At 69.6% G+C, this 22,310-nt stretch carries 14 protein-coding genes, 1 tRNA gene and 2 pseudogenes; 6 read left to right on the top strand and 11 right to left on the bottom strand.

Annotated features, from left to right (window positions below):
• Positions 1–44: 44 nt before the first annotated feature.
• On the top strand, positions 45–338 hold the full coding sequence (locus ACILRB_RS06970; RefSeq protein WP_395665572.1) for a hypothetical protein: 294 nt from the start codon (positions 45–47) through the stop codon (positions 336–338).
• A gap of 191 nt (positions 339–529) precedes the next feature.
• Here the strand turns inward: ACILRB_RS06970 and ACILRB_RS06975 are convergent, their stop codons facing one another.
• From ACILRB_RS06975 to ACILRB_RS06985, 3 genes are all read right to left on the bottom strand, one after another.
• Positions 530–1,165 (bottom strand): glutathione S-transferase family protein, encoded by a 636-nt coding sequence (locus tag ACILRB_RS06975; protein WP_395665573.1) that lies wholly within the window; start codon positions 1,163–1,165, stop codon positions 530–532.
• 54 nt (positions 1,166–1,219) lie between these two features.
• The gene (locus ACILRB_RS06980) at positions 1,220–1,465 is read right to left on the bottom strand and encodes a hypothetical protein (protein ID WP_395665574.1); all 246 of its coding nucleotides are present in this window, start codon (positions 1,463–1,465) and stop codon (positions 1,220–1,222) included.
• A 124-nt stretch (positions 1,466–1,589) separates the two neighbouring features.
• Complete coding sequence (locus ACILRB_RS06985; protein WP_395665575.1) at positions 1,590–4,979, bottom strand: AsmA family protein; 3,390 nt, start codon at positions 4,977–4,979, stop codon at positions 1,590–1,592.
• A 186-nt stretch (positions 4,980–5,165) separates the two neighbouring features.
• On the opposite strand from ACILRB_RS06985, the gene ACILRB_RS06990 reads away from it, so the two are divergent.
• Positions 5,166–7,532 carry an ATP-dependent helicase gene (locus ACILRB_RS06990; RefSeq protein WP_395665576.1) on the top strand — a complete coding sequence of 789 codons (2,367 nt, stop codon included), beginning with the start codon at positions 5,166–5,168 and terminating at the stop codon, positions 7,530–7,532.
• Between the two features lie 5 nt (positions 7,533–7,537).
• Here the strand turns inward: ACILRB_RS06990 and ACILRB_RS06995 are convergent, their stop codons facing one another.
• The 5 genes from ACILRB_RS06995 to ACILRB_RS07015 form a co-directional block, all read right to left on the bottom strand.
• Positions 7,538–8,104, bottom strand: a complete 567-nt coding sequence (locus ACILRB_RS06995) for a hypothetical protein (RefSeq protein WP_395665577.1) — start codon at positions 8,102–8,104, stop codon at positions 7,538–7,540.
• Positions 8,101–9,534 carry an FAD-binding oxidoreductase gene (locus ACILRB_RS07000; RefSeq protein ID WP_395665578.1) on the bottom strand — a complete coding sequence of 478 codons (1,434 nt, stop codon included), beginning with the start codon at positions 9,532–9,534 and terminating at the stop codon, positions 8,101–8,103. Before ACILRB_RS07000 ends, ACILRB_RS06995 begins: the two co-directional genes overlap by 4 nt.
• An 86-nt stretch (positions 9,535–9,620) precedes the next feature.
• Positions 9,621–9,698 (bottom strand) — tRNA-Trp (locus ACILRB_RS07005).
• Positions 9,699–9,772: 74 nt separating this feature from the next.
• Positions 9,773–10,540, bottom strand: coding sequence for a DsbA family protein (locus ACILRB_RS07010; protein ID WP_395665579.1), 768 nt, complete (start codon positions 10,538–10,540; stop codon positions 9,773–9,775).
• Between the two features lie 337 nt (positions 10,541–10,877).
• A complete protein-coding gene (locus ACILRB_RS07015; RefSeq protein WP_395665580.1) occupies positions 10,878–14,039 on the bottom strand; it encodes an Rne/Rng family ribonuclease in 3,162 nt (1,053 codons plus the stop codon).
• A 1,036-nt stretch (positions 14,040–15,075) separates the two neighbouring features.
• Between ACILRB_RS07015 and ACILRB_RS07020 the strand changes: the two genes are divergently transcribed.
• The 4 genes from ACILRB_RS07020 to ACILRB_RS07035 all read left to right on the top strand — a co-directional run bounded on the left by ACILRB_RS07020 (position 15,076) and on the right by ACILRB_RS07035 (position 21,270).
• Entirely contained in the window at positions 15,076–16,410 is a 1,335-nt protein-coding gene (locus ACILRB_RS07020; protein ID WP_395665581.1) for an N-acetylmuramoyl-L-alanine amidase, read from the top strand.
• 328 nt (positions 16,411–16,738) lie between these two features.
• A complete protein-coding gene (locus ACILRB_RS07025; RefSeq protein ID WP_395665582.1) occupies positions 16,739–19,153 on the top strand; it encodes a penicillin-binding protein 1A in 2,415 nt (804 codons plus the stop codon).
• A 108-nt stretch (positions 19,154–19,261) separates the two neighbouring features.
• Positions 19,262–20,393, top strand: a protein-coding gene (gene prfB, locus ACILRB_RS07030; protein WP_395665583.1) for a peptide chain release factor 2 whose coding sequence is annotated in 2 segments (ribosomal slippage) — positions 19,262–19,330 and positions 19,332–20,393 — 1,131 coding nt in all. Because the reading frame shifts where the segments join, the coding sequence is not laid out codon by codon here.
• Between the two features lie 67 nt (positions 20,394–20,460).
• Positions 20,461–21,270: a rhomboid family intramembrane serine protease gene (locus ACILRB_RS07035; RefSeq protein WP_395665584.1), complete on the top strand. Its 810-nt coding sequence runs from the start codon at positions 20,461–20,463 to the stop codon at positions 21,268–21,270.
• 23 nt (positions 21,271–21,293) lie between these two features.
• Here the strand turns inward: ACILRB_RS07035 and ACILRB_RS07040 are convergent, their stop codons facing one another.
• The 3 genes and pseudogenes from ACILRB_RS07040 to ACILRB_RS07050 form a co-directional block, all read right to left on the bottom strand.
• Positions 21,294–21,770, bottom strand: a complete 477-nt coding sequence (locus ACILRB_RS07040) for a J domain-containing protein (protein ID WP_395665585.1) — start codon at positions 21,768–21,770, stop codon at positions 21,294–21,296.
• Positions 21,771–21,874: 104 nt separating this feature from the next.
• Positions 21,875–22,195, bottom strand: a pseudogene (locus tag ACILRB_RS07045) (RNA methyltransferase); the annotation flags it as partial.
• Positions 22,196–22,221: 26 nt separating this feature from the next.
• Positions 22,222–22,310, bottom strand: a pseudogene (locus ACILRB_RS07050) (cysteine-rich CWC family protein); the annotation flags it as partial.

Consider the following 22,310-nt stretch of genomic DNA (forward strand, 5'->3'; position numbering starts at 1 on the left):
GCCGTGGCGCTGACGTTTTCGCCCGCGCTCGCAGCCGGCAATGAATGACTGAAACAAATTTCAACAACGGGATGCGCGAACGACACGTCGCCGCGAAGACAAAGATCGTGGATATCGGCGCGCCGCCCGACTGGAGCGGAGGCTTAGGCCAGACCCGTCGCAACAGAACGGCGGTCGAAAAGCTTGGCCGCGACTTTCTTGAAATTTCAGGAGATGGCTATCTGCGTTTCCAAAGCAAGCTCGACCTGGCCATATGCGAGGAGCTTTGTTTTATGTTCTTTGTTTCATATTCAATGCGCGGAGTGCAATACTTCATATGCGCCAAAAAGGTGCAATAAACAACGGGCTGCTTTAATTCAGCATAAAGAATGCATGCAGATTTCAAAATAAAACATAGAGTCGAAGGCTTGGCAATCCTTAATCCTGGATCACGCTCGTCGCGGCCTGCGCGCTTCAATGTGAAGTTTCTGCGCGCGACGAACGTCGACGCGCGCCGTTTTGGTCGAGTCCGATCGTCGGAGACTTGTGCTCAGCTCCAGCTTGGGGCCAGTTCGGCGAGAACGCGGGAGATCGCCGGCTCCTCGGCGACGCTGGCGGCGTAGCGTTCGAGTTTCGGATAGGCCGAGAGCAGCTTCGGCTTGTCGAACAGCGCCGCGACTTTCGGCAGCATGAACAAGGCCGGGGCGATCTCGCAGTCGGCGAGGGTCAGGCGCGTCCCCGCGGCGAAACGCTCCTCGCTGATGAACGCCTGCAGCGCCGACAGCCCGCGCACGAGACGGGTCAGCCAGATCGCCGCGATCTCGTTTCTCTCATGGTCGGCGCGCCGGTTGAGCTCCGCGAGCGGCGTCAGGATCTGCAATTCGCCGATGCGCTGGAGCAGACGCATCTTCGCGCTCGCCTCGGCGCCGTCCGGACGCAGGGCGGGGACGGGAAATCGATCCTCGAGATACTCCATGATCGCGGCCGATTCCGGCAGCGGCGCGCCGTCGTCGAGAATGAGGCAGGGGATCGTGCCGAGCGGATTGATCGCGCTGAATTTCGTCGAGAGCAGGCCGCCGGGCGGCGGCGCGATCTCGACGTCGAGCGCCTTGGCGTAGATCGTCGCGCGCACCGGCGCTGAAAATGGCGAACTGTCTTCGGAGTAAAGCTTCATGGCGCGGCTCACGATCGGCTCGCGGCGGCGTCCGCAAGACGGGAGGAGAAAAGGCGGGCGGGACACTCAGCGCGCCTTTGCCCCCCGCGCGGCGCGGACGAGGGCGGCGGCGGACAGCAGGGCCGCCGAAACGGCGATCGCGCCGCAGACGAGGCCCGCGGGCGTGAGCCGCGCCGAGGCGTTCAGCGCGACCCTGTCGCCGATCCGCAGCGCGACATGCGCCTTCATCTCCTCGGGATGCGAGGGAGCGCCGGCGCGTCCGGCTTCGGCCAGGGAAAACGGCGGGGCGTCGGGTTCGAGTGCTGAGGTCATGGCGGGTCTCGCGGGCGCCGGGCCGTGAAGCCCGCCGTCGAAGCTGACGACAGACAGGTTGAAGCATGCCCGCGTCGCGATTGACAGGGGCGCGCGGCCGGGCCGGGCCCTCGCGGCCCACGGCCTATTGCGTCGCCGTCGTGGAGTCGCGCGCCGCCTTTTCGGCGGCGGCCCGTGCGCGCTCGGCCTCGCGGCGGCGCTCCGAGTCGAGGCGTCGGCGAAAAAAGGAACGTTCGCGCAGATCGTCGGCGAAGGAGTCGATGCGGGCGTTTTCACGGTCGAGCGCCCGCAGCGCCAGCGCGTTCGAAAGCGAGGCCGCGTCGACTTCGACCGTCTGTGGGCCGCTGAGCAGCCCTTGCGTGAGCAGGGCCGCCCGCGGCGGGTCGCCCCGCCAGCCTTTCGGCGCCGCCGCCTCAAGCGCGAGCCTTTGCGAAAACACGCCCTGTCGCAGGTCGTAGGAGCCGGAAAGGACGGGCGTTGTCGCGCCCGGCGGCGCGACGAAGGAGACGACGCCGGATTGCAGCGTGGCCGAAAAGGCCAGAGCGTTCGCCCGGAAGTCGGCGCGCGCGAGCTCCGTGGCGAGCGCGGCGCCGACCGCCTTCGCCGACAGTTCGCGCGTGTCGTCGTCATAGGCGGCGACGACGCGCGCGAGCGCCCCCGCGTCGGCGCGCGGCGCGACGAGCCCGTCGATCCGGCCCGCGCCCGCGCCCGCGAGGCTTCCCATGAGCGCCTCGGCGCTGCTTCCCGAGCCCGAAACATCAAGCGCGAGATCGAATTTTCCGCGCGCCGAGGCGAGGTCGAGCGCCGCGCCCGAGACGCTGACGCGGCCGGACAGCGAGGCTTCGCCGCCGGCCCTTGCGAGCGAAAGCGCGCCCTGCGCCGCGCCGCCGCCGGAGAGGGTCGCCGAAAAATCCTCGACCGCGACCTGTCCAGGCTTCAGCACGAGGATCATGCGCGCCGCCCGCATCGGCGCGAGCGGCGCGGCGAAGGCCATTTCGCGGGCTTCGAGCGGGATCCGCGCGCGCGGCGGATCGAACACGGGCGCGGCGAAGGCGAGCGCGGGCCAGAGCGCGCCGGCCTTCGCCGGTTCGGGCGGCCCCAGAACAAGCGCGGCGAGGGCGCCGGCCTCCAGCCGGTCGAGCCGCAGGGCGCCGCTCCATTCGGCGCCGCTGAGCGCAAGCCCGCCCGAAAAGCGCGTCGTCCCGAACACGCCCGCGAGCGCGTCGAGCCTGGTCGTCTCGGGCGCCAGCGACAGCGTCGCGGAGAATGACGCCGGCGGCTTCTGGGCGAAATCCGGCAGGACGAGGCCGAGCGCGCGCAGCGCCGGCGCGGCGTCGCGGGCGGAGAAGGAAAGACCGCCCTCAGCCCTCGGCGCGGCGAGGCCGCCGCCAAGGTCTCCTTCGAACGTCAGCCGCGCGTCGCCGATCGCGGCTTCGAGCCGCGCGCGCCGCGTCGCTGAACCCGGCTCCGCCCGGGCGACGAAGTCCACATGGGCGCGGCCCGGGTCGGCCGCGCCCGGCGCGGCGAGGCCCGCGACGCGCAGGAGCGGCAGGCTCGCGCGTGAATCCGCGACGATCGACACGACGTTCGCCTCGCCGCGCGCAAGGTCTCCCTCGGCGCTGGCGGAGACGACCGCCTCGCCGAGCGCGCCATGGGCTTTGAGCGATCTGAGCGTGAAGCCGTCGCCTTCGCCCGCCGCCTCGAACGTAAGGTCGAGATCGACCGGCGTGAGGCTTGAGAGGCGGGCGAGCGCGCGGCGCGGGCCGGGGGCTGACGAAATTTGCGCCAGCGCCTGCGTCAGCGGTCCGGTCTTCGGCAGCCTGATTGCGGCGTCGATGCGCGCCACCCCGTCCGCGAGCCGCCCCGTCGCATGGGCGAAGTCGCCGTCGCGCCCGTCGAAGGTCAGTTCGTCGAGACGCACGTCCTGTCCCGTCCGGGAGGCCGCGAGCCGCAGCGCGCCGAGCGGGGGCGAAGCGCCGACGACAAGCTCCGTCACGTTAAGGCGCAGCCGCCCGTCAGGCGCCGCGCCGCTCTGCGCAAACGCGCGCGCGGCGAGCGGCCCGGCAAGATCGAGTCTTTGCGCGGCGAGCGAGGCGTCTGCGCGCGCCGGCGCGTCCGCCGTGGCGAAGCTGTAGTCCGCCGCGCCTGTGAAGCGGGTTCCGTCGAGCGTCAGGTCGAGCGTTCGCATGAAAACGCCGCCGCGTGAAATCTTCGCGTCGGCAAAAAGTTCGAAACCATGGGCGAACCCGGCCGCCGGCGCCTTGACGCCGAGCGCCGCCGCAAAGGGCCGCAGCCGGAGCAGATCGTCGGCGCCCGCCACGATCCGCCCGTCGAAGTCGGGCGCAAGCGTCCAGCGCGCCGCGCCGTCGAGCGAAAGCCGCGACGCGCCGGGCCCTCGCGCAAAAAAGCGAATCTGGCTTCGCGCGTCGCTGAAGGGAAAGACGAGATCGGCCGAGACGTCCGAAAAGCTCGATCCGCCGAACAGCATGTCGCCGGCGGAAAGATGCAGCGTGAGCGGGAAGGGCGGCGTGAAGATTGGAAAGGCCGAGCGCGCCGGGGCGAGGGCGCGCAGCCTGTCGAGGTCGAGCTGCCCGGCCGCGAGCGTGACGACCGCCTGCGGCCTTGCGCCGGAAAGATCGACTTCGGCTCCGCCCCTGGCGAGAAGCGCGCGCGGCGCTTCGCCCCATGAGGCTTCGAGCGCCGAGAAGACCGCCGTCTGCGGCGTCAGCGCGAGCCGGGCGTCGGCGCGCGCCTCACCGTCTTCGAGGCGCAGCGCGCCTTCGAGCCTCAGCGCGCCGGAAACGCCCGCCTCGCCCTCGAAAGTCAGCGCGCCGAGCGGCGTCTGCGCCAGAATCCTCAGAGGCAGGACGCCCCCCTCGGCGACGCCGGAGCCGAACCGGAACGAGATCCGTGATTTGCGGCCGTCGGCGGACGAAAGCCCGGGCGCGGCCAGTTCGGCCGAGCCTTCGCCCTTGAAGGGCCCCCGGAGCGACTGCGCCTCGGCCTTGAGGTCGAGGCCCGACGCTTCGAGCCTGCGCCGGCCCTCGGCGTCTTCGACGATCAGGGTCGCGTCCGAGGCCCGCAGCGCGGAAAAGCGTAAAGAGGGCGGCGCAAAGGCGGCTTCGCGCGCCTTTTTCTCCGGCGTCGCGTCCTGCGGCGGCAGGCGCAGGACCACAGTGGGGCGCGTCAGCCGCGCTTCGTCGAACACGATCTCGCCGCGCAGGAGCGGAGCGAGCGCCATCTCGAAGCGGGCCGCCTCGGCCGAGGCGCGCCTGAGCGGCGAGGCGTCCGTCGCGCCGGCGTCGAGCGTGACGTCCTCGACGCGAAACGAGGGCGTCGGAAACAGCTTGAGGTCGATCCGGCCGCCGATCCTGGCCTCAAGCCCGCTCGCCTGCGTGATCTGCGCCTCGACAAGGCCGCGCGCGCTCGACCAGTCGACCAGATAGGGGCCGACGAGCGCGGCGCTGAGAATGAGAATCGCGCCTATGGCGAGGGCGGTCAGGCTGTCGCGCAAACGTCGCCGTCCGGGTTGAGAGGGGAAGCGCACCATAGGGCCGGCGCGCGGCGGCTTCAATTTTCCTCGTCCGGGCGGGGCTCGACAGGCCGCACGCGAGGCGCGATAAGAAAGGCCGTCACGCTTTGTTCTCATGCCGGGCCGTCGCGGCCGCAGGGCGCGTGAAAACCCCGACCGGAGCCGAGATTGACTGATCCCTTTTCGCTCGACGATCTTGACGCGCCGCGCCCGCGCCCGGGCGGGATCGCGGCGAGGGCGCGGGCGGGCGCCGGCGCGCCCTATCTCGAAGGGCTCAATGCGGAGCAGCGCGAGGCCGTCGAGACGCTCGACGGCCCGGTGCTCGTTCTCGCCGGCGCCGGCACCGGCAAGACGCGGGCGCTGACCACGCGCATCGCCCACATTCTTGCGCAGGGGCGGGCGCGGGCTCATGAGATTCTCGCCGTCACCTTCACCAACAAGGCCGCGCGCGAGATGAAGGAGCGCGTCGCGCTGCTCGCCGGCCCGGCGGGCGAGGGCATGCCCTGGCTTGGCACCTTCCACGCGATTTCGACCAAGATCCTGCGCCGCCACGCCGAGCTCGTGGGGCTGAAGTCGAGCTTCACCATCCTCGACACGGACGACCAGATCAGGCTCCTGAAACAGGTTCTTCAGGCCGAAAACGTCGACGACAAGCGCTGGCCGGCGCGCGCGCTCGCCTTCCAGATCGACGCCTGGAAGAACCGCGGCCTCGACCCCGCCCATGTGCCGGCGGGCGAGGCGGCGAGCTTCGCCAATGGCAAGGGCGCGGCGCTCTATGCGCTGTATCAGGAGCGTCTGAAAATCCTCAACGCCGCCGATTTCGGCGACCTTCTGCTCGAGACGCTGCGGCTGTTCAAGGAGAATCCCGACGTCCTGCGGCACTATCAGGACCGTTTCAGATATGTCCTCGTCGACGAATATCAGGACACCAACGCCGTCCAGTATCTCTGGCTGCGCCTGATCGCGCAGGGGCGCGGCGACGTCTGCTGCGTCGGCGACGACGACCAGTCGATCTATGGCTGGCGCGGCGCCGAGGTCGACAACATCCTGCGCTTCGAGGCCGATTTCCCGGGCGCGAAAGTGATCCGGCTCGAACGCAATTACCGCTCCACGGGGCATATTCTCGCCGTCGCCGCCGGACTCATCGCCCATAACGAGGGCCGGCTCGGCAAGACCCTGTTCACCGACGACGAAGCCGGCCTCAAGCCGACCGTCTCGGGCGTCTGGGATTCCGAGGAGGAGGCCCGCGTCGTCGGCGAGGAGATCGAGGCCCTGGCGCGCAAGGGCTGCGGCTATGACGAGATGGCCATTCTCGTGCGCGCCTCCTTCCAGATGCGCGAGTTCGAGGAGCGCTTCATCACGCTCGGCCTGCCTTACAGGGTGATCGGCGGCCCGCGCTTTTATGAGCGCGCCGAGATCCGCGACGCGCTCGCCTATCTGCGCTGCGTCGCCCAGCCGGCCGACGACCTCGCCTTTGAACGCATCGTCAACACGCCGCGGCGCGGGATCGGGGAAAGCACGCTGCAGCAACTGCACGATTATGGCCGCCGCGAGCGGATGCCGCTCGCCGCCGCCGCCCGCTTCATGATCGAGACCGACGAGATCAAGCCGAAGCAGCGCCAGGCGCTGCGCGGCCTTCTGGCCGATTTCGACCGCTGGGCCGCGCAGATCGGCGAAAGGCCGCATGGCGAGCTCGCCGAGGCCATTCTGGAGGAGTCCGGCTACACCGACATGTGGCGCAAGGACCGCACCGCCGAGGCCGCCGGACGGCTCGACAACCTCAAGGAGCTGGTGCGGGCGATGGAGGAGTTTCCGGACCTCGCGGCCTTTCTTGAACATATTTCGCTGGTCATGGACGCCGAATCGAAGGACGCCGGCCCGCGCGTCTCGATCATGACGCTGCATGCGGCCAAGGGTCTCGAATTCGAGACCGTCTTTTTGCCGGGCTGGGAGGAGGGGCTGTTTCCGCATCAGCGCTCGCTCGACGAATCGGGCCGGGCCGGGCTTGAGGAGGAGCGCCGGCTCGCCTATGTCGGCATCACGCGGGCGCGGCGGCGCGCGAAAATCACCTTCGCCTCCAATCGCCGCATCCACGGACTGTGGCAGACGACGCTTCCCTCGCGCTTTCTCGACGAGCTGCCGCCCGATCATGTCGAGGTGGTCGAGGCGGCCTCGGGCGCGGCCTATGGCGGCTACGCCCAGTCGCGCTTCGCGAATATGGATTCCTTCGGCTCGTCCTATGGCACGCCCGGCTGGCGGCGCGCCCAGAGCCGCGCGCAGGAAACGCGCGGAGAGGGCGCCAAAAGCGGCGCGCGGGGCTTTGCGCAGGGCGCGGCGCGGCGCGGGCCGATGCAGATCGAAGGCGAGCTCGTCGCCAAATCCTCCGCGTCCTCGGCCTTCGGCAAGGGCGCGCGGGTGTTCCACGAGAAATTCGGCTATGGCGCCGTGGCGGCGGTCGACGGCAACAAGCTGACGGTCGATTTCGACAAGGCCGGCCGCAAGATGGTGCTGCAGAGCTTCTTGCAGGCCGGCTGAGGCGTTCAGGGCTTGCCGGACAGGGCGCCGAACGGGTCGGCCGGCGGCGGCGCCGGGGGCGGCTCGTCTGGCAGGGCCTGCGGATATCGGCGCTCGAACTTCGGCTCGAATTCCTTCGGCTGCGGCATGAAGCGCTGACGCTTCTGGTCCCGCGCGGCGCGCAGCGCATCCTGATCGGCCCGCTGCGCGAACACCACCGCGACGCCCGCCTCGCAGAGCGACTGATGCGCGAGCGCGGCCTCGGTCTTCTCGGTCGAGAAGCGTTTCGCGCAGGCTGCGCGCGCCGTCACATAGGCCCGGAAACGCGGCTCGACGAGCGTCGGATTCAACACTTCTTCGCAGCGTTCGACCACGATCTGGGCGAGCGGCAGGTCGCTTCTGGCGTTGGCGCGGCAGGCGTTCAAAACCTCATAGGCCTGCGCGCAGCTTGGCGCGGTCCTGACCGCCTCGCTCACCAGCGCCGCGTCGGCGGCGTCGACCGGGCATTTTTCGAGCCGCTCGGCGCGCGCCGCGCCGGTCGCCAGCGCCGCCAGGGCCAGCGCCGTAAACGCCGGGGCGCGCCGCGCGCTCATGGCTGAAGCAGCTTTCCGGGGTTGAGCAGGCCCGCCGGGTCGAAGGCGCGCTTGACGGCGCGCATCAATTCGAGCGCCACGGGGTCCTTCACATGGGGCAGGAGATCCCGCTTCATCTGGCCGATCCCGTGCTCGGCCGAGATCGAGCCCGAAAAGCGCAGCGTGACGCCATGCACGATCGCGGCGATCTCGTCCCAGCGCGCCAGAAAGGCCGCTGGGTCAAGCCCCTGGGGCTGCGACACGTTGCAGTGAATGTTGCCGTCGCCAAGATGCCCGAAGGCGACGAGCCGCGCGCCGGGCGCGGCCGCGGCGAGCGCCGCTTCGACCTCGGCCAGAAAGGCCGGGACGTCGGCGATGGCGACGCTGACGTCATGCTTGATCGACGCGCCTTCAGGGCGCTGCGCGTCGGAGAGGTCGTCGCGCAGCCGCCAGAACGCCCGGCGCTGGGCGAGCGAGGCCGCCACCGCGGCGTCCTCGATCAGGCCGCGTTCGACGGCCTCCGCGAGCAGGGCGAGCAGGCGTTCGCCAAGCCCCTCCGGCCTTTGCGCCGAAAGCTCGATCAGAACATGCCAGGCGCAGCGCGTTTCGAGCGGCGCGCGCGTCCCCGACGCATGTTTCAGCACGAAGTCGAGACCGATACGGGGAATGAGCTCGAAGGCCGTGATCTCGCCGCCGCAGCGCGATTTCGCGAGGTCGAGGACATCGACCGCCGCCTGCGGCGAGGCGAGGCCGACGAAGGCGGTCTCCTGCGCCGCCGGCCGCGGAAAGAGTTTCAGCGACGCCGCCGTGACCACGCCGAGCGTGCCCTCCGATCCGACGAAAAGATCCTTCAGGTCGTAGCCCGTATTGTCCTTGCGCAGCTTGGAAAGGCCGCGATACACGCGCCCGTCGGCCAGCACCGCCTCGACGCCGAGCGTGAGGTCGCGCATCGAGCCATAGGCGATGACGCCGACGCCGCCGGCGTTGGCGCCGATGAGGCCGCCGATGGCGCAGCTCCCTTCGGAGGCGAGCGAAAGAGGAAAAAGCCGGCCAGCCCGTTCGGCCGCGGCCTGCGCGTCGGCCAGAATCATGCCGGCCTCGACCGTCATGACGTTCGAGGCGGGGTCGATCTCGCGCAGCGTGTTCATGCGCCGCAGCGACAGGACGATTCCGCGGCCCGATTCGTCGGGCACCTGGCCGCCGACGAGGCCGGTGCCGCCGGCCTGCGGCGTGACCGGCGTTCCCGTTTCGGCGCAAAGCTTCAGCAGGGCCGAAACTTCCGCCGTCGAACCAGGGCGCAGCGCGGCGAGGGCGCGCCCGCGGTAAAGGCCGCGCGGCTCGACGAGAAAGGGCGCGGCGTCCTCGCCGGTCAGGACATTGGCCGCGCCGACGATCGCGCGGAAGCGGTCGAGAAGGGCGCTGGCGGCGCCGGCTTCGGTCAAGGCGCTCATGCCGTCGCGGGCCTCGGAGGCGCGAACAACGGCGGCGCGGGGAGGGAGGGCGCGAACATGGGAGGGAAGGTCAGTCTGCGCGGAGCTGGCAGGAGAGGAGGGACTCGAACCCCCAACCCCCGGTTTTGGAGACCGGTGCTCTAACCAAATTGAGCTACACTCCTACGCTAGCCGCATGTCTAGCGTAGAGCGCGCCGCGAAATCAAGCGCCGCGCGCGGTCTTCGTGCGGCAAATCGCTCACGAGCAGGCGGACTTGCCGCATTTGCGCACATTGGCGATTTTGGCCTGAAGCTCGGCATAGCCGACGGCGCCGACCACGACCTCATCGCCGATGACATAGCTCGGCGTGCCGGAGATGTTGAGCTGGCGCGCGAGATCCTCCGATTGCGCGATCGCCTTCTGGACGTCGGGGCCGGCGGCGTCCTTTTCGAGCTTTGCGAGATCGAGCCCGGCGTCGCGCGCCGCCGACAGCGCCTCGCCCTTGCCGACGGTGGAGCGCATGCCGAGCAGGCGCTGGTGGAAGTCCCAATATTTCGCGCCCTGGAGCTGCTGCGTCGCCGCGCTCGCGATCTTCGCGGCCTGGATCGATTCCTCGCGCAGGATCGGCAGGTCGCGCAGGATCACGCGCAGATCCGGGTTGTCCTTCATCAGGCGGCCGAGATCGCCGAGGGCGCGTTTGCAGTAGCCGCAATTGAAGTCGAAAAACTCGACGAGGGTGATCTTGCCGTCCGGATTGCCGATGACGGCCTGATTGGCCCCGCTGAACAGCGGACTCGCCGGATCGCCGATGACGGACTGGCGCAACTTCGCCTCTTCGTGGCGCTCGCGCGCCTCGAGCGCCGCCGCCGCCTCGCGCAGGACGTCCGGATTCTGCACGAGATAGGACTTCACGATGCTTTCGATCTCGCTCTTTTGCGCGGGCGAGAATTCTGCGGCGCGGGCGGGCGCGCCGGCGACAAGCGAAAGACAGGCGAGGGCGGCGCAGGCGAGTCGTTTGAGGGTCATGAACAGGCTCCAGTGGCGCGGCGACGGGGCCGCCGGCCGTGACCGGAGCCCTGCCCGGAAAAGCCGGCGCTTGCAAGACGGCGCCGTCCGGGCCCTTACCGGCCGTCGCGCGGCGCCGGGCGAATTGCGTCAGGTTGGGCCGTCCGGCCGGGAGGCGGCGACGCGGTCCGATCGTGTGAGCAGGGTCCGCGCCGGAGCGATCCGGCGTGGACGGCCTGCCCGGGCGGTCGGCGAAGCGCCGTCCGGCCAGCCGAACCTCGCCTGACCGAACAATGACGCTCCGGCCGCGAAGCCGGAGCGAATTCGTGTCGGCCGGGCGTCGCGCCGGCGGAAAACCTCAGCGCGTCAGGGTCGCCTTGGCGCGCTGCCACCAGCCCGACCGCTTCGGGCGGTCGGGATCGGCCGCGTCTTCGGCGCCGGTTTCGGGCGCGTCGGGTTCGGGCGTTCCGGACTCCGGCGCGTCGGACTCTGGCGCGTCGGACTCTGGCGCGCGCGCCAAAATTTCGACTTCGGCTGGCGGCGGCGCGGCGGCTTCGCGGTCGGCGGAAGGCTCGGACACGGGCGTCGCGGCAGCCTCCATCGCGGCAGCCTCCATGCCGGGCGCTTCGGCGGCCGGCGTTTCAGCCGCCTCGGCGGCTGCGGCGCGACGCGGCGCGCGGCTGCGGGGCGTGCGGCGCGCGCGACGGGGCGAGCTTTGCTCCTCTTCCTCGGCGTCGACGGCCTCGGCGGCGGTCTCGGCGCCCTCCGGAGCTTCGGCGGCTTCGCGCGTCTTGGCGCGGCGCGACCGGCGCGGCTTGGCCGGCGCGGGCTCGGCTCCGGGCGCGTCGGCGTCGGCCTCGACCGCCTCGGGGGCGGAAGCGGGCTCGCCGTCGGGCGCGGGCGCCTCGACGCGCCCGGATTCGATCTCGACGCCGGCCTCAGCCTCGGGGCCGGCCTCATGCGGCGACGCGGCTTCCGCCTCGTCGTCCTCCTCCTCGTGGGCCGCCCGCACGGCGGGGCCAGGCGCGGGCAGGCCGCCAAGGCTCGCAAGCAGCTCGAGCGCGTCGTCCGAGGGCTGCGGCGCATTGGCCGCGACGCCCGACGTCTCGCGGTCGCCGCCCCGTCCGCGGCGCCGGCGACGGCGGCGACGCCGGCGACTGTCGGCCTCGCTTTCGTCTTCCTGGCGCGGCCCGCCGTCGGCGGCGTCGGCCTCGTCGCCCTCCGTCGCGGCGTCATCTTCCTCGTCGGCGTCTTCGAGCGTGTCGGCGAGCGAGTCATAAGTGAGGAAGGCAGCGGGTTCAGGTGCCGCAGGCTCGCCCGGCTCATGGCCGCCGGAAGCCGGCGCGCCACGCTCCAGCGCGTGATAGGTCGAGCCGATCAGGCTGTCGTCGGCCTCGATCGTCACGCAGACGCCGAAGCGGCGCTCGAGATCGCGCAGATTGGCGCGCTTCTCGTTCAAAATATAGAACGCGACGGCCGAGCGCGTCCTGACGACGAGGTCATGCGACGCGCTCTTGATCAACGCCTCCTCGACGATGCGCAGCACATGCAGCGCGATCGACGCCGTGGAGCGCAGCATGCCCGACCCCGAGCAATGCGGGCAGATCTCCGTCGAGCCTTCGAGCACGCCGGTGCGGATGCGCTGGCGCGACATTTCGAGCAGGCCGAAATGGGAGATGCGCCCGACCTGGATGCGGGCGCGGTCGTTCTTCAGCGCGTCCTTCAGCCGGCGCTCGACGGCGCGGTTGTTGCGGCTCTCCTCCATGTCGATGAAATCGACCACGATCAGCCCGGCGAGATCGCGCAGGCGAAGCTGCCGCGCGACTTCGTCCGCCGCTTCGAGATTGGTGCGCAGCGCCGTGTCTTCGATGTTGTGCTCGCGCGTCGACCGGCCGGAGTTCACGTCGATCGCGACGAGCGCCTCCGTCTGGTTGATGACGATATAGCCGCCCGACTTCAGCGTGACATGGTTGACGAACAGCCCGTCGAGCTGGGATTCGACGTCCTGCTTCGAGAACAGCGGCTGCGGATCGCGATAGGGCTGCACGCAGTTGACGTGGGTCGGCATCAGCAGGCGCATGAAGTCGCGCGCCTCGCGGTAGCCGCGCTCGCCCGAGACGAGAACGTCGTCGATGTCCTTGTTGTAGAGGTCGCGGATGGCGCGCTTGATGAGCGAGCCTTCCTCATAGACGAGCGTCGGGGCCGTGGACTTCAGCGTGGTTTCGCGCACCGTCTCCCACATGCGCAGAAGATATTCGAAGTCGCGCTTGACCTCGGGCTTGGTGCGGCTTGCGCCCGCCGTGCGCAGGATGACGCCCATGCCCTCGGGCACCTCGAGCTCCTGCGCGATTGACTTCAGCCGCTGCCGGTCCGTCGAATCGGTGATCTTGCGGGAGATGCCGCCGCCGCGCGCCGTGTTCGGCATCAGCACCGAATAGCGGCCGGCGAGGGAGAGATAGGTGGTCAGCGCCGCGCCCTTGTTGCCGCGCTCCTCCTTGACGACCTGAACCAGCAGCACCTGGCGGCGCTTGATGACTTCCTGGATCTTGTACTGCTTGCGGAAGCGCGGCTGGCGCAGCGGCGTCTCGTCCATGGCGTCGCCGCCGAGCTGCTCGACCTGCTCTTCTTCCTCGGCGTGCTCCTCGGCCTCGTCTTCGTCCTCGCCGTCCTCGGCGGGCCCGGGCGCGCGGCGCGCCTCGGCGGGCTCGTCCGCATCGGCGGGAGCGTCCATGACCTCCGATCCGGACGGCGTCGAGGCTTCGGCGGCATCGCTCTCGACCGGAGGGGCTTCGACCGGGTGGGCGGCGAGATATTCCGCCGCGATCGCCGCGGCGCCCGCGGCGAAATCCTGCGGCTCCTCGCCGAGCACGGGGGGGAGGGGTTGCACGGCGTCCGTATCCGCGTCGTCATTTTCCCGGGCGAAGCCAAAACCGGCGTCAGCCTCGTATGGAGCCGCGACGCTCTCGTCCGCGTCGGGATTCGCCGCGGCGCCAAAGAGATCGTCGTTCGGGGCGAAAGCCTCGGCCGGGGCGGCTTCGAATCCGTCTCCGGCTTCGGCGGCGTAGGCGTCCTGCGGCGACGTTTCGGCCGCGCCGGCCTCCTCGACGTCTTCGGCCGTCTCGGAGACGGCGTCCGAAGGCATGCGCTTTTCGGCGCGCCGGCCGCCGTTGCGGTCGCGGCGATGGCGGCGGCTGCGGCGCTGGCTCGACTCCTCGTCCTCGGCGTCGCGATGGGCGCGCGCCTCCTCGTCGATCAGCGCCTGACGGTCGCTCACCGGGATCTGGTAATAGTCGGGATGGATCTCGGAGAAGGCGAGAAAGCCGTGCCGGTTGCCGCCGTAATCAACGAAGGCGGCCTGGAGCGAGGGTTCGACCCGCGTCACCTTGGCGAGATAGATGTTGCCGCGCAGCTGCTTCTTGCTGGCGGATTCGAAGTCAAACTCCTCGACGCGGGAGCCGCGGGTGACGACGACGCGGGTCTCCTCCGGGTGGGAGGCGTCGATAAGCATTTTGTTGGCCATGGGGAGCTCGTTCGGGCGCAACGCGCGCGGAGCCGCTCTCGGTCTCACTCTTCAATGAAGAAGCCGGGACATGCGGGCGGCGCGCGGGCGCCTCGGATTGGAGAAGGACGAAAGAAAAAAACAGCGGCGCTGCGTCCGCTGCCGGGCGGCGGCGAACCGCCGGGCCGAAGCCTTGCGCTTCGGGCCTGCGGCGAAGACGAATGGAGCCAGCGGCCGAACAGTCAGCGCCGGCGCGGCGCGGCGTTCTCTGCGCCCCGCGATGTCCGGCGTTTCGGGAGACGGTCTTTGAAGGACGCGTCTTTGCTAGGTCCATAGGCCTCATAACCTGATAGAGCGGCCCTGACGCGCAGCGCCGCTCGCGCTACTTTCCTGGCTGGGCGGCGCCGTTCCGATCAAGTCGATCCGGCCAAGCGCGCCTTGAGACGCTTTGAGCCGGACGCCTCGAGCCGAGGCGCGGGAAACGACCGTCTCCGACGGCGTCGTTTTCACTGACGCCGATGCGACGCCCTTGGCAGGGCGCCGTCGAGATGCTGGCCATCCAAGCAGGATCCGCGAAACCGCGAATCCGACGATCCACGAAAGAATTCGCTTTCATATCGGCATCCATAAAGGTTTGGCAAGTTTTTTGGGCCGGCGGAAGGCGAAGCGCGCCGGACGGCGCAAGCCTGGCGCAAGCGTGAGGCGGCATGGATCGTCATGCGAGGGCGGGGGCGCTCATCTTGCGTTAACTTTGCGGCGCCAGCCTCCCGGGTCATAATGAGCCGCGCCGCTTCCCGTCCGTGCGGCGCAAAAGCCTGGCGGGCGGATTGGCGCCCGCGGCGGGGGCGGCGCGCCGGCGGCGGACCGGCGGCGGACCGGCGCGACGTCGAACAGGGAGGGCTTGATGGCGCATCGCATCGCAGGCGGCCCTGCAGCCTGGCGCGCCCCGGCATCCGGGCCGGCGCGCCGCGCCCGCGCGCCGGCGCGTGTCCGGGCGCGTTCCGTCTTCGGCGCCTGTGTCGCGGCCGTCGTCCTTGTTATCGCCGTCGGTTTGCTCATGGCTCCAGCGCACGCCGAAAGCGCCGCGGCGATCGAGAAAGCGCCGCCTGACAACGCGCCGCCTGGAAAAACGCCGCCTGGAAAAGACGCGGCGCAGGCTGCGGTGGCGACCGCCGCGCGGCTCGACGACGACGGCGAGCGCGCCACGCTCGTGCTGACCCACGACGGCGCGCTCGCGCCCTCGGCCTTCGTTCTGGCTGATCCTCCCCGCGTCATCGTCGACGCGCCGGGGCTGCGCTTCGCCATCGAGCCCGACGTCGGCAGGGCTCCGGCCCGGCCTTCGCGCGGCGGACCGCGCCACGCGAAGGCGCCGCCCGGCCTCGTGCGCCCGGGCGGTCTCGTCGCCTCCTTCCGGTTCGGACAGCTCGACAGGAGCCGGGCGCGGATCGTGATCGACCTTTCGGGCCCGGCGAAACTTTTGCGCGTCGCCTCCGAGAAGGGCGAGGACGGCGAGAGCCGTCTGACCATCGAGCTTGCGCGCGCCGAAAAGGCGCGCTTTCTCGCAGCCGCCGAAAGCGCGCGTCTCGCCCTCATGAACGCCGCCTCGCGGCGCGGGACCGACGAGGCGGCTCCGGTCCCGGCCGGCTCCGGCAAGCCGGTGGTGATGATCGATCCGGGCCATGGCGGCATCGACCGGGGCGCGAGCGTCAACGGGCTCGTCGAGAAGGATCTGGTGCTCGCCTTCGCCACGGCCCTCGCGGAGAAGATCGCCGCCGAGGGACGGTTCGAGCCGGTTCTGACCCGCAGCGACGACAGTTTCATCGCGCTCGGCGAGCGCGTGCGCATGGCGCGCGAGCGCGGCGCCGCGCTGTTCGTGTCGATCCATGCGGATTCGGTCGCCGAGGCGGCGCAGGTGTCCGGCGCGACGATCTACACAGTGTCGGAGCGCGCCTCGGACGCGGCCGCCGCCCGCCTCGCCGAACAGGAGAATCAGGCCGACGCGCTCGCGGGCGTCGCCTCGGCGCCCGAGGCCGGCGACGTGTCCGACATCCTGTTCGAGCTGGCGCGGCGCGAGACGCGCGCCTACAGCCATGTTTTCGCGCGGACATTGATGAATTACTGGAAGCTCGCCGGCGGGCTCAACAAGAACCCGCTGCGCTCGGCCGGATTCCGCGTGCTCATGGCGCCGGACGTGCCCTCGATTCTGCTTGAGCTCGGCTACCTCTCCAATCCGGGGGACGACGCGGCGCTGTCCTCGCCGCAATGGCGCGACGCGGCGATCGCCCGGGTGAGCGAGGCGGTTTCGACCTTTTTCGCCGAGAGGGAAGGAGCGGACGTCGCCCATGCGGGCGCGGCGCCGGCGGCGCAGGAGGCCGGCGGGACGCGCCCCTGACTGGCCGCCGAGCCCCCTTCATGCGATCGTGATCGAAGCGTCATGCCGTTGCGCCGGCGCAGCTTTTCCGCAGAAAACGCAGGACCCTAGCGTCGCCGCGCTGGCATGTTGCGGCGCGACGAAATAAAACCACAAAAAGGCCGCAGGGGTGATGAAATCCTTGCGGAAGGTTCGGTCGGCGTCCCATATCGGCGTCCAGGCGTGAGCGTGTCCGCGTCCGCGTGTCCGGATTGTTGATGAATTGAGCCGTCGCAGGCGACGCCGCGTCCGGACGCGGCGCGCTTCTCTTAAGCGACGGGCTGGCTTGATTGACGGATAAGGCTTCTCCATGCGGCTGATCGCCCGGTTCTTCGGCTTTCTCTTCGCGACGGCCGCCATCCTCTTCGTCGTGGCGGCGGCGGCCGTGGGACTCGTCATCTGGAATTTCGAGAAAGACCTTCCAGACTACACCCAGCTGGCCAATTACGAGCCCAAGGTTATGACGCGCGTCCATGCCGGCGACGGCTCGCTCGTCGCCGAATATGCGCGCGAGCGCCGCCTCTATCTGCCGAGTTCGGCCATCCCGCCGCTGGTCAAGGACGCCTTCATCTCGGCCGAGGACAAGAATTTCTACCATCACGCCGGCGTCGACCCCGAGGGCGTCGCGCGCGCGACGCTCGTGCTGCTGCAGGGCGACAAGCACATCCAGGGCGCCTCGACCATCACGCAGCAGGTGGCGAAGAACTTCCTCCTCACCAACGAGCGCTCCTTCGAACGCAAGGTGAAGGAGGCGCTGCTCGCCTTCCGCATCGAGAACGCCTATTCCAAGGAGCGGATTCTCGAGCTCTACCTCAACGAGATCTATCTCGGCCTCGGCAACTACGGCGTCGCCGCCGCCGCGCTCAACTATTTCGGCAAGTCGGTCAATGAGCTGACCCTTTCGCAGGCGGCCTATCTCGCCGCGCTGCCCAAGGCGCCGAACAATTATCATCCGTTCAACAAGCGCGAGCGCGCCATCGAGCGCCGCAACTGGGTGATCGACCGCATGGTCGAGAACGGCTACGCCACGCGCGAGGACGGCGAGAAGGCGAAGCGCGAGCCGCTCGGCGTCAATCCGCGCGTGCTGTCGCCGAATTCCTTCGCCGCCGGCTTCTTCGCCGAGGAGGTGCGCCGCGAACTCGGCGACCGCTACGGCGAGAAGAAGCTCTATGAAGGCGGGCTGTCGGTGCGCACCACGCTCGACCCCAAGATGCAGTTGATGGCGCGGCGCGCCCTCGTCGACGGCCTCGTGCGCTATGACGAGGCGAACGGCTTCCGCGGGCCGATGCGTCGCATCGACATGGGCGGCGACTGGGGCGTCGCGCTCGCCGAAGTGCCGGCCCTCGGCGACGTCGCGCCCTGGCGCCTCGCCGTGATCATCGACGCCAATGAGACCGGCGCGCGCGTCGGCCTGCAGCCGAAGCGCGAGAAATCGGGCGAGATCGAGCGCGAGCGCGAGTTCGGGACGCTCGTCAACTCGACCGGCCTGCGCTGGACCCGCGGCGCGGGCTCGCGCGCCTCGCTGACGCCCGGCGACGTCATCTATGTCGAACCGCTCGACGGCAAGCCCGGCCAGTTCCGCCTGCGCCAGATTCCGGCGGTCAGCGGCGCCATCGTCGCCATGGACCTGCACACGGGGCGCGTCTTCGCCATGGTCGGCGGCTTCTCCTACGACCAGTCGGAGTTCAACCGCGCGACGCAGGCGCTGCGCCAGCCGGGCTCCTCATTCAAGCCTTTCGTCTACGCCACCGCGCTCGACAACGGCTACACGCCGTCGTCGATCGTGCTCGACGCGCCGATCGAGATCGACCAGGGCCCGGGCCTCGGCGTCTGGCGGCCCGAAAACTACGCCGGCAAGTCGACCGGCCCGCATACGCTGCGCTATGGCATCGAGAAATCGGTCAACCAGATGACGGTTCGCCTCGCGCGCGACGTCGGCATGCCGCTCATCGCCGAATACGCCAAGCGTTTCGGCATTTACGACGACATGCCGCCCTATCTCTCCATGTCGCTCGGCTCGGGCGAGACGACGCTGCTGCGCATGGTCACGGCCTATTCCATGCTGGCGAACGGCGGCAAGCGCATCAAGCCGACCCTGATCGACCGCATTCAGGACCGCTACGGCCACACCATCTACCGGCACGACGAGCGCATCTGCGAGGGCTGCGACGCCGCCAAATGGGAGAACCAGCCCGAGCCGAAGCTGATCGACAAGCGCGAGCAGGTGCTCGATCCGCTGACCTCCTATCAGATCACCTCGATCATGGAGGGCGTGGTCCAGCGCGGCACCGGCCAGGCGGTCAAGGCGGTGGGCAAGCACCTCGCCGGCAAGACGGGCACGACCAATGACGCCAAGGATCTGTGGTTCGTCGGCTTCTCGCCCGATCTCGCGGTCGGCGTCTATATGGGCTACGACCAGCCGCGTTCGCTCGGCGATTCGGCCCAGGCCGGCCATTTCGCCGCGCCGATCTTCCGCGACTTCATGATGATGGCGCTGAAGGACAAGCCCGACATGCCCTTCCGCGTGCCGCCGGGGATCAAGCTGATCTCGGTCGACGCCAGGTCGGGCCAGCGCTCGACCGGCGCGGGCTCGATCCTCGAGGCGTTCAAGCCCGGCACCGCGCCGCCCGATTCCTACGCGGCGAGCGATTCCGCGCCGCGCGCGCAGGCGGTCAACCCCGACGCCGACCGGCTGGTGGGCACGGGCACGGGCGGCCTCTACTGAGCCCGCGGCGCGGACCCGGCCATTTACACCGCGCCGCCGCCTCCCTATGTTCCGAAAATCCCCGAGAGCGCGACGCGCTCTCTTTCTTTTTGATGAAGCAGGACAGGAATGCGCGCCGAAGCCCTTTCCCTCGTCGAAGCCGTCAAGCAGTCCGTGGGACTGCTGAGGAGGCATCTTTGACGTCGAGACAGCTGAACGGCGTCTCGCCGAACTGAACGCCAAAGTCGAAGACCCGAACCTCTGGAACGACGCCGAGGCCGCGCAGAAGATCATGCGCGAGCGAACCGACCTCGACGACCGGCTCGGCTCCCTCGCGCGCTTCGAGAGCGAGCTTGAGGACGCCGTCGGGCTGATCGAACTCGCCGAGGCCGAAGGCGACGCGGACGTCGAGCAGGAGGGGATCGACCAGCTCAAGAATTTGAAGCTCGAGGCCGAGCGACGCCAGATCGAGGCGCTGCTGTCGGGCGAGGCCGACGCCAACGACACCTATATCGAAGTGCATTCCGGCGCCGGCGGCACGGAGAGCTGCGACTGGGCGCGCATGCTGTTTCGCATGTACGCGCGCTGGGCCGAGCGCCACAAGTTCAAGGTCGATGTGATCGAGGAGACGTCCGGCGACGAGGCGGGCCTCAAGTCGGGCGTGATTCTGGTCAAGGGCCACAACGCCCACGGCTGGGCCAAGACCGAATCCGGCGTGCATCGCCTCGTGCGCATCTCGCCCTTCGACTCGGCCGCGCGCCGTCACACCAGCTTCGCCTCGGTCTGGGTCTATCCGGTCATCGACGACCGCATCGAGATCGACGTCAAGGAAAGCGACTGCCGCATCGACACCTATCGTTCGTCGGGCGCCGGCGGCCAGCACATCAACACCACCGATTCGGCGGTGCGCATCACGCACATCCCGTCCGGCATCGTCGTCGCCTGCCAGGGCGAGCGCTCGCAGCACAAGAACCGCGCCACGGCCTGGAACATGCTGCGCGCCCGGCTCTATGAGCAGGAGCTTGAGAAGCGCGAGGCGGCGGCGAGCGCCACCGAGGCGAGCAAGACCGACATCGGCTGGGGCCACCAGATCCGCTCCTATGTGCTGCAGCCCTACCAGCTCGTGAAGGACCTGCGCACCGGAACGACCTCGGGCACGCCCGACGACGTGCTCGACGGCGATCTCGACCCCTTCATGGAGGCGGCGCTGGCGCAAAGGCTCGAGGGCGGCGCGCAGGCTGCGATCGAGGACGTCGAATGACGCCGGCGCGTCGGAGCTTCTTTCCGGGCGGCGCCGGTTCGTCGCCGCTGGCGCGGGCGGGCCGCTGATGGCCCCGGCGCGTCAGCCGATCTTCAACGTTCCGGGCGTCGTGCTGGCGCTGGTCGCGGTCCTGTGCGCGATTCAGCTCGTCACGGATTACATGAACCCGCTGGCGCAGTTCCGCATCCTCGCCGAATTCGCCTTCGTGCCGGCCCGCTTCACGGTCGCCTATGACCCGACCGCCGTCGCGCGGGCCTTCAACGCCGCGGCCTCGAACAGCGAAAGCGCCGCCGAACTCGCGACGTTCTTTCTGGGCGACGGGCGCCCGTCGTGGCATACGGCGCTGACTTACGCCTTCCTTCACGGCGGCTGGACGCATGTCGGCGTCAACTGCCTCTGGCTCGTCGCCTTCGGATCGGCGCTGGCGCGGCGTTTCGGAACGCCGCGCTTTCTGGCCTTCTGCGCGCTTTGCGCGGTCGGCGGGGCGCTCGCGCATTATCTGACGCATCTGACCGATTTCCAGCCGATGGTCGGCGCCTCGGCGGTGGTTTCCGGGGCCATGGCGGCGGTCGTCCGTTTCGCCTTCCAGCCGGGCGCGCCGCTCAACGCCGCCTTCGGCTTCGACCGCTCGCATCGCGCCTATCGGCTTCCGGCCCTGCCGCTGCGCGAGGTTTTGTCGAACCGGACGGCGCTGTCGTTTCTGGGGCTCTGGTTTCTCGCCAATTTCGTGTTCGGCGCCTTTCCGCAGACGATCGGCATGACCGACGCCTCGATCGCCTGGCAGGCGCATGTCGGCGGCTTCCTCGCGGGGCTTTTGACCTTCTCATGGTTCGACCCGCCGGCCGAACGCGCCCCGCCTGCGCCTTCCGAAAGCTGAAGTCCGGCTTTCAAGTCCGCCGCTCAGGCCGCGCTCTGGGCCCGCGCGAGCAGCGCGTCGCGGGCCTCGGCGATGCGGCGATAGCGTTCATTGCTGCCGCCGGCGTCGGGATGGGCGGTTTTGGCGAGCCGCCGGAAGGCTGTCGTAATCTCGGAAGGTTTCAGCGCGCCCGTCGACGGCAGCCCCAGCGCCGCGCGATGACCGCGCGACTCATCGTTGAATTCGACTTTGACGGAGAAGGCGCGACGGGCGCGCATCCCCTCAAGACGCAGTTCGACCTGGTCGAGCCGCCATCTCTCGCGCGACATGACGAGACAGGCGCCGAAGGCGACGCGGCCTCTCGATTCGAGTTCGTCGAGACTGAACGGGCCGACGACGTCATAGGGCTCCGCGAGAAAAGCCCTGCGGCCGGCCCCAATCGTTTCGACGCGGCCGATCGCGGCCTCGGCGAGCACGCCGAGCGAGCCGTTCCAGACGATCCATGTGCTTGTCTGCGTCATGCGGCTTCAATCCGTCGTTCGCGTCACGGCCCATTGTCTCAAAACGGCCATCAAGCGGAGCGTCCGCAGGCCCATGCATGTTCGGAGCCAGAGCGCGGCGGGGGTCAGCCGAGGAGCCGGCGCGGCCGCTTCGTCGTCGCCTTGCGGAACAGCGCGACGATTTCGAGATGCGCCGACCAGCGGAACTGGTCGACTGGCTGGACGCGCTCCAGCACGTAGCCGCCCGCGGTCAGAAGGGCCGCGTCGCGCGCGAAGGTCTGCGCGTTGCAGCTTACGGCGACGACGGTCGCCACGTCAGAGCGCGCGATCATGCGCGCCTGCGCTTCGGCGCCCGCGCGCGGCGGATCGAAGACGAGTCCGTCGAAGCCGGCAAGCTCCGAGGCGTCGAGCGGACGACGAAACAGGTCGCGCGTTTCGGCGGCGACCGGTGGAATGCGGTTACACAGTTACGGCAAAGGCACGCGCGATTGCGCGCCTCCACCGGCACGCGCACGAGCAATTCATCCGGGATTTTGACCGACTCGCACCAGCAAGGACCTT

Origin of the sequence: Methylocella sp., assembly GCF_044226135.1 — a bacterium.
Lineage (GTDB): Bacteria > Pseudomonadota > Alphaproteobacteria > Rhizobiales > Beijerinckiaceae > Methylocapsa.